The sequence below is a fragment of the Sphingomonas gellani genome, from assembly GCF_900110035.1.
GTDB classification, from domain to species: Bacteria; Pseudomonadota; Alphaproteobacteria; order Sphingomonadales; family Sphingomonadaceae; genus Sphingomonas; species Sphingomonas gellani.
The window spans coordinates 665,496-679,685 of record NZ_FOCF01000001.1; the positions used below are offsets into that span (position 1 = coordinate 665,496).

Annotated in this window: 15 protein-coding genes; 6 read left to right on the forward strand and 9 right to left on the reverse strand. The window is 67.2% G+C overall.

Annotation, left to right across the window (positions count from 1 at the left end; translation table 11 throughout):
- Positions 1 to 45 precede the first annotated feature (45 nt).
- From BMX37_RS03460 to map, 5 genes are all read right to left on the reverse strand, one after another.
- Positions 46 to 216 carry a (2Fe-2S)-binding protein gene (locus tag BMX37_RS03460; RefSeq protein WP_093664026.1) on the reverse strand — a complete coding sequence of 57 codons (171 nt, stop codon included), beginning with the start codon at positions 214 to 216 and terminating at the stop codon, positions 46 to 48.
- A 76-nt stretch (positions 217 to 292) separates the two neighbouring features.
- Entirely contained in the window at positions 293 to 2,533 is a 2,241-nt protein-coding gene (purL, locus tag BMX37_RS03465; protein ID WP_093664027.1) for a phosphoribosylformylglycinamidine synthase subunit PurL, read from the reverse strand.
- 50 nt (positions 2,534 to 2,583) lie between these two features.
- Entirely contained in the window at positions 2,584 to 4,167 is a 1,584-nt protein-coding gene (gene ahpF, locus BMX37_RS03470; protein ID WP_093664028.1) for an alkyl hydroperoxide reductase subunit F, read from the reverse strand.
- A 71-nt stretch (positions 4,168 to 4,238) separates the two neighbouring features.
- Positions 4,239 to 4,802 (reverse strand): alkyl hydroperoxide reductase subunit C, encoded by a 564-nt coding sequence (gene ahpC, locus BMX37_RS03475; protein ID WP_093664029.1) that lies wholly within the window; start codon positions 4,800 to 4,802, stop codon positions 4,239 to 4,241.
- A 120-nt stretch (positions 4,803 to 4,922) separates the two neighbouring features.
- Positions 4,923 to 5,750 (reverse strand): type I methionyl aminopeptidase, encoded by an 828-nt coding sequence (gene map, locus BMX37_RS03480; protein ID WP_093664030.1) that lies wholly within the window; start codon positions 5,748 to 5,750, stop codon positions 4,923 to 4,925.
- A gap of 53 nt (positions 5,751 to 5,803) precedes the next feature.
- Here map and BMX37_RS03485 point away from each other — a divergent pair, with 53 nt between their 5' ends.
- Positions 5,804 to 6,562 carry a competence/damage-inducible protein A gene (locus BMX37_RS03485; protein ID WP_093664031.1) on the forward strand — a complete coding sequence of 253 codons (759 nt, stop codon included), beginning with the start codon at positions 5,804 to 5,806 and terminating at the stop codon, positions 6,560 to 6,562.
- A gap of 7 nt (positions 6,563 to 6,569) precedes the next feature.
- Here the strand turns inward: BMX37_RS03485 and BMX37_RS03490 are convergent, their stop codons facing one another.
- Positions 6,570 to 7,739, reverse strand: a complete 1,170-nt coding sequence (locus BMX37_RS03490) for a glycosyltransferase family 4 protein (protein ID WP_093664032.1) — start codon at positions 7,737 to 7,739, stop codon at positions 6,570 to 6,572.
- A 135-nt stretch (positions 7,740 to 7,874) separates the two neighbouring features.
- Between BMX37_RS03490 and radA the strand changes: the two genes are divergently transcribed.
- The 5 genes from radA to BMX37_RS03515 all read left to right on the forward strand — a co-directional run bounded on the left by radA (position 7,875) and on the right by BMX37_RS03515 (position 12,407).
- Entirely contained in the window at positions 7,875 to 9,248 is a 1,374-nt protein-coding gene (gene radA, locus BMX37_RS03495; RefSeq protein ID WP_093664274.1) for a DNA repair protein RadA, read from the forward strand.
- A 78-nt stretch (positions 9,249 to 9,326) separates the two neighbouring features.
- Positions 9,327 to 9,890: a CvpA family protein gene (locus BMX37_RS03500; RefSeq protein ID WP_093664033.1), complete on the forward strand. Its 564-nt coding sequence runs from the start codon at positions 9,327 to 9,329 to the stop codon at positions 9,888 to 9,890.
- Positions 9,887 to 10,333 carry an iron-sulfur cluster assembly scaffold protein gene (locus tag BMX37_RS03505; RefSeq protein ID WP_093664034.1) on the forward strand — a complete coding sequence of 149 codons (447 nt, stop codon included), beginning with the start codon at positions 9,887 to 9,889 and terminating at the stop codon, positions 10,331 to 10,333. Before BMX37_RS03500 ends, BMX37_RS03505 begins: the two co-directional genes overlap by 4 nt.
- Complete coding sequence (locus BMX37_RS03510) at positions 10,333 to 12,081, forward strand: cation:proton antiporter domain-containing protein (protein ID WP_093664035.1); 1,749 nt, start codon at positions 10,333 to 10,335, stop codon at positions 12,079 to 12,081. Before BMX37_RS03505 ends, BMX37_RS03510 begins: the two co-directional genes overlap by 1 nt.
- Positions 12,078 to 12,407 (forward strand): DUF423 domain-containing protein, encoded by a 330-nt coding sequence (locus BMX37_RS03515; RefSeq protein ID WP_093664036.1) that lies wholly within the window; start codon positions 12,078 to 12,080, stop codon positions 12,405 to 12,407. Before BMX37_RS03510 ends, BMX37_RS03515 begins: the two co-directional genes overlap by 4 nt.
- Position 12,408: 1 nt before the next feature.
- Here BMX37_RS03515 and BMX37_RS03520 read toward each other — a convergent pair whose 3' ends face one another.
- From BMX37_RS03520 to BMX37_RS03530, 3 genes are read right to left on the reverse strand one after another with little or no spacing between them, the layout of a single operon-like run.
- Positions 12,409 to 12,549: a DUF2256 domain-containing protein gene (locus BMX37_RS03520; RefSeq protein WP_093664037.1), complete on the reverse strand. Its 141-nt coding sequence runs from the start codon at positions 12,547 to 12,549 to the stop codon at positions 12,409 to 12,411.
- Positions 12,549 to 13,649, reverse strand: coding sequence for a 3-dehydroquinate synthase (gene aroB / locus BMX37_RS03525; protein WP_093664038.1), 1,101 nt, complete (start codon positions 13,647 to 13,649; stop codon positions 12,549 to 12,551). Before aroB ends, BMX37_RS03520 begins: the two co-directional genes overlap by 1 nt.
- A complete protein-coding gene (locus BMX37_RS03530) occupies positions 13,646 to 14,185 on the reverse strand; it encodes a shikimate kinase (RefSeq protein ID WP_093664039.1) in 540 nt (179 codons plus the stop codon). The genes aroB and BMX37_RS03530 overlap by 4 nt, the downstream gene beginning before the upstream one ends.
- Between the last annotated feature and the right edge of the window lie 5 nt (positions 14,186 to 14,190).

Sequence of the window (14,190 nt, forward strand, 5' to 3'; positions counted from 1 at the left end):
CCGCGGAAGGAGGGGCAGGGCAACCCGATGGCGAGAGGTTTTCGGTCAGGCGGCGTCCCGCTCTTCGTTGATGATCGCCCGCGCCGCGCCGGCGCATTGACCGCACTTCGGCTTGCGGCCGAGCGAGTCGAATGCCTGGCACGGCGTCTCGCATCCGGCCCGCGCGCACTCACGCACCTGACTTTCCCGAATGGCGTTGCAGATACAGACGACCATGTTCGCTCCCGCTCCGTGACGGAGGAGGTAGCAGCTAATGAGAAACGTTCGCAAGCCTTTTCGCGAACAATTCGCATCAGGCCAGCGCGGCGTCGGCTCCCATCAGCGCAGGCAGGAAGGCCTCGTGCGCCTGCCTGAGCGCGTCCAGCGTCACCACGTCGTCGCGATCCGGCCGCTCGAAGATCAGCCGCTTACCGCCGGTCCGGCCGAGCGGTTCGACCTCCACCCCGGCGGCGTGCGCCGTCCCCAGGAAATCGAGCAGCGCGTGGTCGTTGATCGTGACGATGTACACGCCCTGATCCTCCGCGAAGAAAGCGCGCGCGCAGTCGAACGGCTGCTTGCGGTCGATCATCGCGCCGATGTCGCCCGCCAGCGCCATCTCCGCCAGAGCCACGGCGATGCCGCCATCGGCGACGTCGTGACAGGCGGAGACATGGCCGGCGGCGATGCCGCTACGGATGAAGTCGCCCGTGGTCCGTTCGGCCGCCAGATCGACGGAAGGGGGCGGTCCCGCATCGGCGCCCTCGACACCACGGCATTCGCGCAGCCACAGCGACTGGCCCAGATGTCCCTTGCGCGTGCCAACCGCCAGGATGATATCGCCGCTGCCCTTGAAAGCGATGGTCATCGACCGGCTCCAGTCGGCGAGCAGCCCGACCCCGCCGATCGCCGGCGTCGGCAGGATGGCGGACCCGCCGCCAGTCGCCTTGCTTTCATTGTACAGCGACACGTTGCCCGACACGATCGGGTAGTCCAGCGCGCGGCACGCCTCGCTCATCCCCTCCAGACAGCCGACGATCTGGCCCATGATCTCGGGCCGCTGCGGGTTGGCGAAATTGAGGCAGTTGGTGATCGCCAGCGGTGTCGCGCCGACGGCGGTCAGGTTGCGCCAGGTCTCGGCCACCGCCTGCCGACCGCCTTGAACGGGATCGGCATGGCAATAGCGCGGCGTGCAGTCGGTCGTCATCGCCAGCGCCTTGTCGGTGCCGTGCACGCGCACGACCGCAGCGTCGCCGCCGGGACGCTGTACCGTGTCGGCGCCGACCATGTGGTCATATTGTTCCCAGATCCACCGCCGAGAGGCGATGTCGGGCGATCCCATCAGCGTCAGCAGGTCGGCCGCGATGTCGCGCGTGCCGAGTCCTTCGGGCAGAGGCGAGGGCGGGGGCGTCGGAACATGCGGCCGGTCGTAGAGCGGCGCCTCGTCGGCCAGCGGGCCGAGCGGAATGTCGCACACGACCTCACCCTTATGACGCAGCACCATGCGTCCGGTATCGGTGACATGACCAATCACCGCGAAGTCGAGCTCCCACTTGCGGAAGATCGCCTCCGCCTCCGGTTCCCGGCCCGGCTTCAGCACCATGAGCATCCGCTCCTGGCTTTCGGACAGCATCATCTCATATGGCGTCATGCCTTCCTCGCGCTGCGGCACGTCGTCCATGACCAGCTCGATGCCGACGCCGCCCTTGGACGCCATCTCGACCGAGGAGGAAGTGAGGCCCGCCGCGCCCATGTCCTGGATGGCGACGATGACGTCTGTCGCCATCAACTCCAGGCATGCCTCGATCAGCAGTTTCTCCGTGAATGGATCGCCGACCTGCACGGTGGGGCGCTTTTCCTCCGCATCCTCGCCGAAGTCTGCGGACGCCATGGTCGCGCCATGAATGCCGTCGCGGCCCGTCTTCGACCCGACATAGACGATCGGGTTGCCGATGCCTGACGCGGCGGAATAGAAGATCTTATCTGTGTCCGCGATACCGACCGTCATCGCGTTGACCAGGATGTTGCCGTCATAGGCGGGGTGGAAGTTCACTTCGCCGCCGACGGTCGGGACCCCGACGCAATTGCCGTATCCGCCGATGCCGTGAACCACACCGGCGATCAGATGGCGCATCTTGGGATGATCCGGACGGCCGAAACGCAGCGCGTTGAGGTTGGCGATCGGCCGCGCCCCCATGGTGAACACGTCGCGCAAAATGCCGCCGACGCCCGTCGCCGCGCCCTGGTAAGGCTCGATGTAAGACGGGTGGTTGTGCGATTCCATCTTGAAGATGGCGGCCTGGCCATCCCCGATGTCGACCACACCGGCATTCTCGCCGGGGCCGCAGATCACCTGGGGCCCCTCGGTCGGCAGCTTCTTCAGGTGGATACGGCTGGATTTATAGGAGCAATGCTCCGACCACATGACCGAGAAAATGCCGAGTTCGACCCGGTTCGGCTCCCGGCCCAGCGCGTGCAGCACGCGGTCGTATTCCTCCGGCGACAGGCCGTGCTGGGCGACGGTTTCGGCGGTGATGGCGGGCGCGGTCTGGGTCATGCTGGCGCCATAGCGACGCCATTCCGATCCGTGAAGCCGCGCCCGTCACCTCATGCGGCGGCGGCGTTCACGTCGGACGCGGGCAGCCGGATCAGATAGTCGAATGCGGACAGCGCCGCCTTCGATCCCTCGCCCATCGCGATGATGATCTGCTTGTACGGCACGGTGGTCACGTCGCCGGCCGCGAAGACGCCGGGCAGGGAGGTGTCGGTCCGCGCATCGACCTCGATCTCCCCGCGTTCGGACAGCGCGATCGTGTCCCTCAGCCATTCCGTGTTCGGCACCAGGCCGATCTGGACGAAGATGCCCTCCAGCGGCAATTCGTGAGTCGTGCCGTGATTGCGGTCGCGATAGTGCAGCGCGGTGACACGGGTGCCGTCACCCACCACCTCCGTCGTCAGGGCAGAGGTGACGATCTGGACGTTGGGCAGGCTGGCCAGCTTGCGCTGCAAGACCGCATCGGCGCGCAGGTCGCCCGCGAACTCGATCAGCGTGACATGGGCGACGACGCCCGCCAGGTCGATCGCCGCTTCCACGCCCGAATTGCCGCCGCCGATCACCGCGACGCGCTTGCCGCGGAACAGGGGGCCGTCACAGTGCGGGCAATAGGTGACGCCCTTGTTCCGGTACGCGTCCTCACCCGGCACGTTCATCTGGCGCCACCGCGCGCCGGTCGACAGGATCACCGTGCGCGCCTTCAACGCCGCGCCGCTCGCCAGCCGCACCTCGTGCAGCCCGCCCGGCGACCGCGCCGGAACCAGCTTTTCCGCCCGCTGAAGGTTCATCACGTCGACGTCGTAGTCGCCGACATGCGCCTCCAACTGCTGCGCAAGCCTGGGGCCCTCGGTATGTTGCACCGAGATGAAGTTCTCGATCGCCATGGTGTCCAGCACCTGACCGCCGAATCGCTCCGCGACGATGCCGGTGCGGATACCCTTGCGCGCGGTATAGATCGCCGCGGCCGCCGCGGCCGGGCCGCCACCGACCACCAAAACGTCGAACGGATCCTTCGCGCCGATCTTCTCCGCCGCGCGCGCGGTGGCGCCCGTGTCCAGCTTGGCGAGGATCTGCTCCACCTCCATGCGACCTTGGCCGAACGGCTCACCGTTCAGGAAGATCGCGGGGACGGACAGGATGCTGCGGCTCGCCACCTCGTCCTGGAACACGCCGCCCTCGATGGCGGTGGCACGGATGCGCGGGTTGACGACGCTCATCAGGTTCAGGGCCTGCACCACGTCAGGGCAGTTCTGGCAGGTGAGGGAGAAATAGACTTCGAAGTCGAAGTCGCCATCGAGAGCGGCGATCTGCTCGATCACATCGGCCGACACCTTTGGCGGGTGGCCGCCGACCTGCAGCAGCGCCAGCACCAGGCTGGTGAATTCATGGCCGAGCGGAATGCCCGCAAAGCGCACGCCGATATCGGAGCCGACACGGCGGATCAGAAAGGATGGCTTGCGCGCATCGTCGTCGGCGCGAACCGTGGTGACGTCCGGCGACAGCGCGGCGATCTCGTTCAGCAACTCCAGCATCTGGCGCGATTTGGGCGAGTCGTCGGCGGAGGCGACGAGTTCGATCGGCTGCCGGATATTGCCGAGATAGGTCTTGAGCTGGGTCTTGAGAGTCGCGTCGAGCACGGATGACACTCCGTTGGATTCTTGAAGAAGACAAGGTGGGGGCCATCCCCCGGACGGCCCCCGATGCCGGCTTAGATCTTGCCGACGAGGTCCAGCGACGGGGCGAGCGTCTCCTCACCCTCTTCCCACTTGGCAGGGCAGACCTCACCCGGGTGCGCGGCGATATACTGCGCGGCCTTGATCTTGCGGAGAAGTTCCATGGCGTTGCGGCCGACGCCTTCGGAGGTGATCTCCATCAGCTGGATCACGCCCTGCGGATCCACCACGAACGTGGCGCGGTCGGCCAGACCCTGGCCCTCGCGCATCACGCCGAAGTTGTTGGTCACCGCGCCCGACGGATCGCCCAGCATCGTGAAACGGATCTTGCCGATCGCGGGCGAGCTGTCGTGCCAAGCCTTGTGGCTGAAATGCGTGTCGGTGGACACGGAATAGACCTCGACGCCCATCTTGCCGAACGTGTCGTGATTGTCGGCCAGGTCTTCCAGCTCGGTCGGGCAGACGAACGTGAAATCGGCCGGATAGAAGAAGAAGACCGACCACTTCCCCAGCGTGTCGGTGTCGGACACGGTCAGGAACTTGCCTTCCTTGAAGGCCTGGGTGGTGAAGGGTTTCAGCTGGCTGCCGATGATCGACACGGTAATTCTCCGTTGATTGTGCGTTGCAACGAAGAACCACCTACAATGCTGCGGTGCAGCGCGAAAGTCGATTGTTCCGCGCTCATCGATAGGCTCAGTCGATCAAGGATCTCGCGGCACCTACAGGTACGGCGGCTGCGTATTGCCCTTCGGGGACAGGGTGAAGATTTCGCAACCATCGTCGGTGATGCCGATCGAATGCTCGAATTGCGCCGACAGCGACCGGTCACGCGTGACGGCGGTCCAGCCATCGTCCAGCAACTTCACGTCCGGCCGTCCGATGTTGATCATCGGCTCGATGGTGAAGATCATGCCAGGCTTCAACTCGGGGCCCGTGCCCGGCTTTCCGACATGGACCACATCCGGCGCGTCGTGGAACAGGCGGCCGAGGCCGTGGCCGCAGAAATCGCGCACCACACCGTATCGATTCTTCTCGGCATGGCGCTGGATCGCATTCGCCACGTCGCCCATGCGGTTGCCGGGTCGTGCCTGCTCGATGCCCAGCATCAGGCACTCATACGTCACCTCGACCAGCCGCTTCGCCTTCAGCGGCACGTCGCCGATCAGGTACATGCGGCTGGTGTCGCCGTGCCACCCGTCGACGATGGGCGTCACGTCGACATTGACGATGTCCCCCGACTTCAGCGTCTTCTCGGACGGGATGCCGTGGCACACGACATGGTTGATCGAGATGCAGGTGGAATGGGTGTAGCCACGATAGCCCAGCGTCGCCGGTACCCCGCCGCCCGCCAGGATGAAGTCGTAGATCAGCCGGTCGATCTCCGCCGTGGAGACGCCGGGAACCATGTGCGGCACCAGCATGTCCAGCGTCTCGGCGGCCAGCCGCCCGGCCTTGTGCATGCCCGCGAACGCAGCCGGGCCGTGGAGCTTGATCGCGCCCGTGCGCGCGCCGGCGGTGTCGGCGGGGGCGGTAACATATTCGGTCATGGCGGGCGATATAACGTGGCGGCGCCGGTTTTGCGAGGCTATGTCCCGCCGCGATGAGCGATGAACGCATCTGGACCGCCGCGCTGGTGGTCATCGGCGACGAGATTCTGTCCGGGCGTACGCAGGACCGCAACGTGGCACAGCTCGCCACCTGGCTGAACGTGCAGGGAATCCGCTTGAGCGAGGTCCGCATCGTGGCGGACCGCACGGATGCGATCGTGGAGGCGGTGAACACGCTGCGCGCGCGCAACGACTATCTGTTCACCACCGGCGGCATCGGTCCGACCCATGACGACATCACGGTGGACGCCATCGCCAGCGCCGTCGGCGTGGACGTCGTCGACCATCCGGAGGCACTGGCCGTGCTCGGCGACTATTACGCGGCAAAGGGCGGACTGAACGCCGTGCGGGCCAGAATGGCGCGGGTCCCCGACGGCGCATCGCTGATCGAGAACCGGGTGTCCGGCGCGCCGGGTATCCGCTGGGGCAACATCTTCATCATGGCCGGGGTGCCGCATATCACCGCGGGCATGCTCGATCGCTTGACCGGTACGCTGGAGGGTGGTCGCCCGGTTGTGTCCGCGACGCTGGGGTGCTGGGTGGCGGAAAGCGAGGTCGCCGACCTGCTGCGCCAGACGGAGCGGAGCCGGACCGGCCTGTCGATCGGCAGTTACCCCCTTTTCCGAGAGGGCAGGGTCGGCGCCAACTTCGTTGTCAGGAGTTCGGACCAGGCGGTCGTGGATGCCGCAATGGCCGACCTGTCCACCGCGCTGACCATGGCCGGGCACCAGCCGATCGCCGGCGGCATCTGATCGGGGATCAGCTCGCTCCGCCCCGTGATGGCACGTCGTCCAGAACCTCGCGGTACGCGGTCAGCACGGCGCTGTTCGCCGCGTCCCACCGGTACCCCGCCGCCCGCGCAAACGACGCACGGCCCAGGCGTTCCCGCAATACCGGGTCGGCCACGATTCGCTCGATAGCGTCGGCATAGGCGACACGGTCGTCCGGCGGCGCCAGGAAACCTGTTTCGCCGTCCACGACCAGATCGACCGCGCCGGTCGCACGCGCTGCGACGACCGGAATGCCGGCAGCCATCGCCTCCGTCGTGACGTTGCCGAACGTCTCTGTCAGCGACGGGTTGAAGAACACGTCCATCGACGCGACCGCCCGGCCCAGATCGTCACCCGACTGGAAACCCGCAAAGATCGCCCCCGGCGCCTGTGCGGCGAACCAGTCGCGGGCCGGGCCCTTTCCGATCACCAGAACCTTGTGCGGCACCCCGCGGGAGCGCAGTTCGGCCAGCACTTCCGCGAAGATCGCAAGGCCCTTTTCCTTGACCAGCCGACCGAGGAAGCCGATCGCCACGTCGCCGTCCTCGATCCCCATCGAACGCCGCCACTCCAGGCTGCGGCGCGACGGCTGGAAACGCTGATGATCGATGCCGCGCGACCAGATGGAGATCGGCGTCGTGACACCCCATTCGGTCAACAGGGCGGCCATGCTGGGCGTGGGCACCAGCACGCGGTCGAACTTGTTGTAGAAGCGGGTCAGCATCCACACCAGGATCGGCTCCAAGAACGGCATCTTGTAATAGCTGCCATAGGTTTCGAAGCGGGTGTGAAGGGAGGCGACGGCCGGAATTCCCCTCGACCGGGCGTAGCGGACGGCAGCATGACCGAGCAGTTCCGGCGACGATACATGCACGATGTCGGGCTGAAACGCGTCCAGGTCGCGACGCACCCGCGAGGGGATGCCACGGGCGAACTTGTACTCGCTGCGGCCACCCAGCGGCACCGGCAGCGCGGGCACGCTGACCAGATCGCCCACCGGCGCAAAGGCCGCGCGCTTGGCCGTGGGCGAATAGACACGGGCGGCGACACCCTGTTTCAGCAGATAGCCGACGAGCAGGTTCAGCGCCTGGTTCGCACCGTCACGGACGTAGTTGTAGTTGCCGCTGAACAGGGCAACGCGGGGAAGGGTCGTCGGCATGAAGCGAAGCCGTTTAGCGTGGTGACGTCGGCCTGACCACACCCCCTCGCTTGGCATTGCGGCTCGCCTGGCCGGCGGACAGCGGGATAGCGAGGCGGGCTGGCCGTTCCCCAATCGTTCCGCTACATGATGGGCATGGCCAAACCTCAAAAGCGTTACGTGTGTCAGTCGTGCGGATCGGTGACGTCGCGGTGGCAGGGGCAATGTGTCGACTGCCAGGGCTGGAACACGCTGGTCGAGGAGGCGGCGGTTGTCGCGACGCCGTTCCAGGCAAAGCACAATCTGCAGGGTGGCGGCCGCACGATCCAGCTGAGCGGGCTGAATGCGGAGGTCACGTTACCGGATCGCATGACGACCGGCATCGCCGAACTCGACCGCGCGCTCGGCGGCGGCTTCGTGGAAGGATCGGCGACGCTGATCGGCGGCGATCCGGGTATCGGCAAATCCACGTTGCTGCTTCAGGCGGCGGCCCGGATGGCGTCGGCGGGCAGGGGCGTCGCGTACGTGTCGGGAGAGGAGGCGGCGGATCAGGTACGGCTGCGCGCCCGCCGGTTGGGTCTGGGGGACGCGCCGGTTCAGCTTGCCAGCGCGACCTCCACCCGTGACATTCTGACCACCCTGTCGCTTGGCACGCCGCCCGCGCTGCTGGTCATCGACTCGATCCAGACCATGCATTCCGACCTGATCGAGGGTGCGCCCGGCACGGTCAGTCAGGTCCGCGCCTCGTCACAGGAACTGATCCGCTTCGCAAAGGAACGCGGCACCGCGCTGGTGCTGGTCGGCCATGTGACCAAGGATGGCTCGATCGCCGGGCCACGCGTGCTGGAGCATATGGTCGACACCGTGCTGTCGTTCGAGGGCGAACGCAGCCACCAATACCGCATCCTTCGCGCGATCAAGAACCGGTTCGGCGGCACGGACGAGATCGGCGTCTTCGCGATGCAGGCGGAAGGCCTGACGGAGGTCTCGAACCCGTCCGCATTGTTCCTGACCCACCGGGACGAGGGCGTGACGGGTGCGACCGTATTCCCCGCGCTGGAAGGGACCAGGCCGGTGCTGGTGGAGATCCAGGCACTGGTGGTGCGGCTGGCATCGGGGGCGACGCCGCGACGGTCGGTGGTCGGCTGGGATTCCGGAAGGCTCGCCATGGTCCTGGCCGTGCTGGAGGCTCGCTGCGGCCTCTCCTTTTCCTCGGCGGAGGTGTATCTGAACATCGCGGGCGGATACCGCGTGCAGGACCCGGCCGCCGACCTCGCGGTGGCGGCGGCGCTGGTGTCCGCCCTGTCGGAGCGTCCGGTGCCGGCCGACGCGGTCGCGTTCGGAGAGATCGCGCTGTCGGCGGAGATCCGGCCGGTCGCCCATGGACAGCTGCGCCTGAAGGAGGCGGCAAAGCTGGGGTTCGAGCGGGCACTGGTGCCGTCCGCCATGGCCAGCGAGAAGGATACGTTGCGGTTGACCGGCTTCCGGACGTTGAACCAGTTCGTCGATCACATGCTCGGCCGTGGCTGAGCGGGCTGGACGGCCGAGCGAGGGCGGATTGCCGGCGGGACTAGCGGGCCGTCCCCCATCGCCCTATCTGCGCACTCCATGGGCCTGACCGCACTCGACATGCTCGTGCTCCTTGCCGTGATCGGCGGGGCGGCAATGGGCTTCCTTCGCGGCTTCGTCACGGAAGTGCTGTCGCTGTTCGCCTGGGTCGCGATCACGGCCGCGTTGAAGCTGTTTCACATCCCGCTCAGCCAGGCCTTGAGCAAGACGGTCGGCACCGTGTCGGGCGCGGCCGTGCTGGCCTTCGCGATCATCGCTGGCGTGACCTATTTCGGCGGGCGACTGGTCGCGCGGGCGATCGGGGCGCGGACGCGTACGTCGATCCTCGGCCCGGTCGATCGCGCACTGGGATTGGGCTTTGGCGCCATCAAGGGATTGCTGCTCGCCAGCCTGGCCTTTCTGCTGGTCGCGCTGGTGGTCGATACCGCACGCGGCGGCGCGGCGCGGCGTCCCGAATGGATGACGGCATCGCGAACCTACCCGCTGCTGAACAACACCAGCGCCGGGATCGCCGATTTCGTGGACCGTCGCCGGCGCGGCGAGCCGGTGTTCGGTGCGCGCCCGGCCGCCACGCCGGACAATGGCGCGGGGAGTTCCGAATGAGCCTGGCCGTGCCCCCGCCGGAGGTGATCCGGCTGACCGCGCAGAACCCCTTCACAGAGCGGCTTCAGAATGCGCAAGGGTCCAGCGAAAAGCGGTCGCCACTGTGCGGCAGCAGGATCGTCGTCGACGTCAACCTGGACGATGACGGGCGCGTCGCCGAAGTCGGGATGCGCGTAAACGCCTGCGCATTCAGCCAGGCCTCCGCCACCCTGCTCGCGCGCAATCTGGTCGGCCGGTCTGCGGAGGAACTCGCCCAGGCGCGCGATGCGATGGCCGGTTGGATGGCGGGCGATGGCGTCGCCCCGAACTGGCCGGATATCCACCATCTCGATCCCGAGCGGCTGAACGCGGTGCGTCGCCAGTCGGTCCAGCTGGCGTTCCAGGCTGCGGCGGAGGCGGCCGAGCAGGCGGCGGCCAAGGTCCCGGCAAAGCAGCCGGGTTGATGGAGCACACATCCTCGCTGGTGCGCGACGGCGCGATCCTGCTCGGCGCAGGGTTGCTGTGCGTGATGTTGTTCCGGCGCATGGGGTTGGGGGCGACGCTCGGCTATCTGGTCGCGGGGGCACTGGTCGGGCCGCACGTGCTGTCGCTGGTGGGCGGTGCCGAGAGCAAGATGGGCATCGCCGAATTCGGCATCACCCTTCTGCTGTTCATTGTCGGGCTGGAACTGAACCCGACCCGGTTGTGGCGGATGAAGGAGGATATCTTCGGGCTCGGTCTGATACAGGTCGTGGCCTGTGGCCTGGCGCTGACCGCGATGGTCTGGATTGCCGGCTTTTCCACCGCGGCCGCCTTCGCGCTCGGCCTGCCGCTGGCGCTGTCGTCCACGGCGCAGGTGCTGCCCATGCTGCAATCGGCCGGGCGCCTGCGAACCCCGTTCGGAGAGCGCGCCTTTTCGATCCTGTTGTTTCAGGACCTGTCGATCGTGCCCCTCATCACGATTGTGGCCGCGTTGTCGCGCAATCCGGCGCAGCAGAGCGGCCCGCCGGGCTGGCAGTTGGCGATCCACACCGTTCTCGCGATCGTCGGCCTGGTGCTGGCCGGCCGTTTCATCCTGCGCCCGCTGTTCCGCCTGATCGGCCGATTGGGGGAACGCGAGTTGTTCGTGTTCGCCGCGCTGTTTACGGTGGTCGCCGCCGCTGCGGTGATGGAATTGCTCGGCCTGTCCACGGCGCTCGGCGCGTTCATCGCGGGCGTGATGCTGGCCGACAGCCCATACCGTCACGAACTGGAAGCGGACGTGGAGCCGTTCCGGTCCGTCCTTCTCGGCCTGTTCTTCCTTGCGGTCGGCATGTCGCTCGATCTGCCCGCGATCGCGGAGCGTCCTGTGTTCGTGCTGGCAACCGCGGCCGCGCTGATCCTGGTCAAGACTGGCGTCATCACCTTGGTCGGGCTGGCGTTCCGGATGAAGTGGCGTCAGGCCTTCGCGCTGGGCGTGCTGCTCAGCCAGGGCGGCGAGTTCGGGTTCGTGCTGTTCGCACAGGCGCAAAACGGGCTGTTGATCGCGCCGGACGCGGCCAGCCTGTTCGGCGCCGTCATTACCTTGTCGATGGCGACCACCCCGTTCCTGATGGCCGCCACAAAGCGCCTGCGATCGGAGCCGCTGGTCACCGGCACGGAGGAGCGGGACGGGCCGAAGGTCGACGGCGCGAACGCGATCATCGTCGGCTATGGCCGCTTCGGCCAGACGGTCGCGCAGATGCTGCATGCGCAGGATGTGCCCGTCACCCTGATCGACACCGACATCGAGATGATCGACATCGCCGGCGAGTTCGGCGCGAAGGTCTACTACGGCGACGGCACGCGCGTGGACCTGCTACGTCAGGCCGGCGCGGCGGAGGCGGAGCTGATCTGTTTCTGCGTGGATGGCGATCAGCTGGACCCCGGAATGCTGGAGGGCGTGCACGAGGCATTCCCGGATGCCACCATCTTCGTCCGCGCCTTCGACCGGCGCGCCGTCATCAAGCTGCGCGATGCGCCGATCCGCTATGTCGTGCGCGAGGTTCTCGAATCAGCGGTCGCCATGGCGCGCATGGCGCTCAGCAGTCTGGGCGTCGAGCAATCGGCGATCGAACAGGCGGAGCACGCCTACCGACGCCGCGACCGTGAGCGGTTGAAGGTGCAGTTGGAGGGCGGCGACATCCTTGCGGCGCGCAGCCTTGTTCAGGGCGGCAGGATCGGGGAGCGATGAACATGCTCGGCATATTGGCGGCGCTGTCCGGGGCCCTCGCGGTGATAGCCGGGGCCTTTGGCGCGCACGGTGCCGAGGCCAAGGCGGCGGAGCTGTTCCGCACGGGCGGCCATTATCAGCTCGTCCATGCCGTCGCTGCGCTGGTCGCGATGCGGCTGGACGCGAGGGGGCCGGGCTGGCTGTTCGTTGCTGGCGGCGCCCTGTTCGCCGGGTCGATCTACCTGTTGGCGCTCGGTGGCCCGCGCTGGCTCGGTCCAATCACGCCGATCGGTGGCGCGTTGATGATCGCCGGCTGGCTGTGGCTGGCCTGGAGCCTGCGCGCCTAGCTCAACGCTTGTTCCGACACGCGTCGGAGCAGTAGACGACGTTGTCCCAGTCCCTCGCCCATTTCTTGCGCCAGGCGAACGGGCGTCCGCATGCAAGGCAGGTCTTGGTCGGCAGGTCGCGCTTGTCGACGCCGTTGGGCATCAGAGCGGCTGTTCGTCCAGGAACGCCTCCACGTCGGCAAGATCGACGGTGCGATCCAGGAAGGTCTGGCCGATCCCCTTCGCCAGCAGGAAGGGCAAAACACCGCCGCTCGCCTTCTTGTCATACCGCATCAGATCGACCAGCTGGGCACCGCTGGCCGTGATACCCGTGGCGGCCACGCCGTCCGGTAGACCGACCGCCGCCAGATGCGCCGCGACCCGACGTGCATCCTGTCCCGAACAGAGGCCGTGCCGGGCCGAATAGGCAAAGGCGAGCGCGCATCCCGCCGCCACCGCCTCACCATGCAGCAACCGATCGGAAAACCCGGCCTCCGCCTCCAGCGCATGGCCGAAGGTGTGGCCCAGGTTGAGCAGTGCGCGGGTGCCGTTGGTTTCATGCTCGTCGGCGGCGACGATCCGCGCCTTGCTGGCGACCGCATGGGTGATGGCGTGGTTGCGCGCCTCCGCGTCGCCGGCGATCAGCCCCGCGGCGTTGTGCTCGCACCATTCGAAGAACGCGAAATCGTCGATCAGCCCGTATTTCACGACCTCGGCATAGCCGGCGCGGACCTGACGGGCGGGCAAGGTGTCCAGGACGTCCGGATCGATCAGCACCAGCGCTGGCTGGTGAAAGGCACCGATCATGTTCTTGCCAGCGGGCGTGTTGATGGCTGTCTTGCCGCCTACGGAGCTGTCGACCTGTGCCAGCAGCGTGGTGGGAATCTGCACGAACCGGCATCCGCGTTTCAGGATGGCGGCGGCAAAGCCGACAAGATCGCCGATCACGCCGCCGCCCAGCGCGATCACATGATCCTGCCGCTCGACCCCCAGCGTCAGCAGCTGGTCGCACAGGTCCGCCAGCACGGCCCAGCTCTTGCTGCCCTCACCCGGCGGAAGGACGATCGCTTCACTGGACATCCCCGCGCCGGATAACCCTTCGCGCAGCGCGTCGAGGTGATGCCGGACATTCTCGTCGGTGACGATCACCAGCCGGCGCCCCGCGGCCAGCGGGCCGAGATGATCCGCCGCGCGCCGCAACAACCCGCCCTGGATCAGGATGGGATAGGTCCGGTCGCCCAGCGCCACGTTCACCGTCTTCATGCGCCGATCGCCTCCATGATCCTGGAGACCGTGGCCTCGTGCGGGGCCTTCTGGCTTGCCACCCGATAGGGCGCAAGCGCGTAGATCGGGTTCCTGACGCGGGCGAGCTCCGTCAGAACCTGCAACGGATTGCGCCCGCGCAGCAGGGGGCGCGTGTCACGGCGACTGACGCGTTCGGCCAACACGGCCGGGGGCGCGTCCAGCCAGACGGCGATGGATTGCTCCAGGATCAGCTGCCGCGTCTCGTCCTGAAGGAAGGCGCCGCCGCCGGTCGCAATCACCTTTGGCGTGCCGTCGACCAGGCGGGCGATGACCCGTCGCTCGCCGTCGCGGAAATACGGCTCGCCAAACCGATCGAAGATTTCCGCGATGGTCATTCCGGCCGCGCCCTCAATCTCCACATCCGCATCGACGAAGGGCAGGCGCAGGCGGGCGGCGAGTCGGCGGCCCACCGTGGACTTGCCGACGCCCATCAGCCCGATCAGCACGATCGGCTGGCCCGTCCAGGGCTGTGCTGGGTTCCGGCTTTGCAACATGGGTC

Excerpts from the sequence above, each read along its gene's own strand:
- BMX37_RS03515 (WP_093664036.1), top strand. The coding sequence starts at position 12,078 with ATGAACATGCTCGGCATATTGGCGGCGCTGTCCGGGGCCCTCGCGGTG.
- BMX37_RS03530 (WP_093664039.1), bottom strand. The coding sequence starts at position 14,185 with ATGTTGCAAAGCCGGAACCCAGCACAGCCCTGGACGGGCCAGCCGATC.
- BMX37_RS03485 (WP_093664031.1), top strand. The coding sequence starts at position 5,804 with ATGAGCGATGAACGCATCTGGACCGCCGCGCTGGTGGTCATCGGCGAC.
- BMX37_RS03520 (WP_093664037.1), bottom strand. The coding sequence starts at position 12,549 with ATGCCCAACGGCGTCGACAAGCGCGACCTGCCGACCAAGACCTGCCTT.
- radA (WP_093664274.1), top strand. The coding sequence starts at position 7,875 with ATGGCCAAACCTCAAAAGCGTTACGTGTGTCAGTCGTGCGGATCGGTG.
- map (WP_093664030.1), bottom strand. The coding sequence starts at position 5,750 with ATGACCGAATATGTTACCGCCCCCGCCGACACCGCCGGCGCGCGCACG.
- BMX37_RS03510 (WP_093664035.1), top strand. The coding sequence starts at position 10,333 with ATGGAGCACACATCCTCGCTGGTGCGCGACGGCGCGATCCTGCTCGGC.
- BMX37_RS03505 (WP_093664034.1), top strand. The coding sequence starts at position 9,887 with ATGAGCCTGGCCGTGCCCCCGCCGGAGGTGATCCGGCTGACCGCGCAG.
- purL (WP_093664027.1), bottom strand. The coding sequence starts at position 2,533 with ATGACCCAGACCGCGCCCGCCATCACCGCCGAAACCGTCGCCCAGCAC.
- BMX37_RS03460 (WP_093664026.1), bottom strand. The coding sequence starts at position 216 with ATGGTCGTCTGTATCTGCAACGCCATTCGGGAAAGTCAGGTGCGTGAG.
- BMX37_RS03500 (WP_093664033.1), top strand. The coding sequence starts at position 9,327 with ATGGGCCTGACCGCACTCGACATGCTCGTGCTCCTTGCCGTGATCGGC.
- aroB (WP_093664038.1), bottom strand. The coding sequence starts at position 13,649 with ATGAAGACGGTGAACGTGGCGCTGGGCGACCGGACCTATCCCATCCTG.
- BMX37_RS03490 (WP_093664032.1), bottom strand. The coding sequence starts at position 7,739 with ATGCCGACGACCCTTCCCCGCGTTGCCCTGTTCAGCGGCAACTACAAC.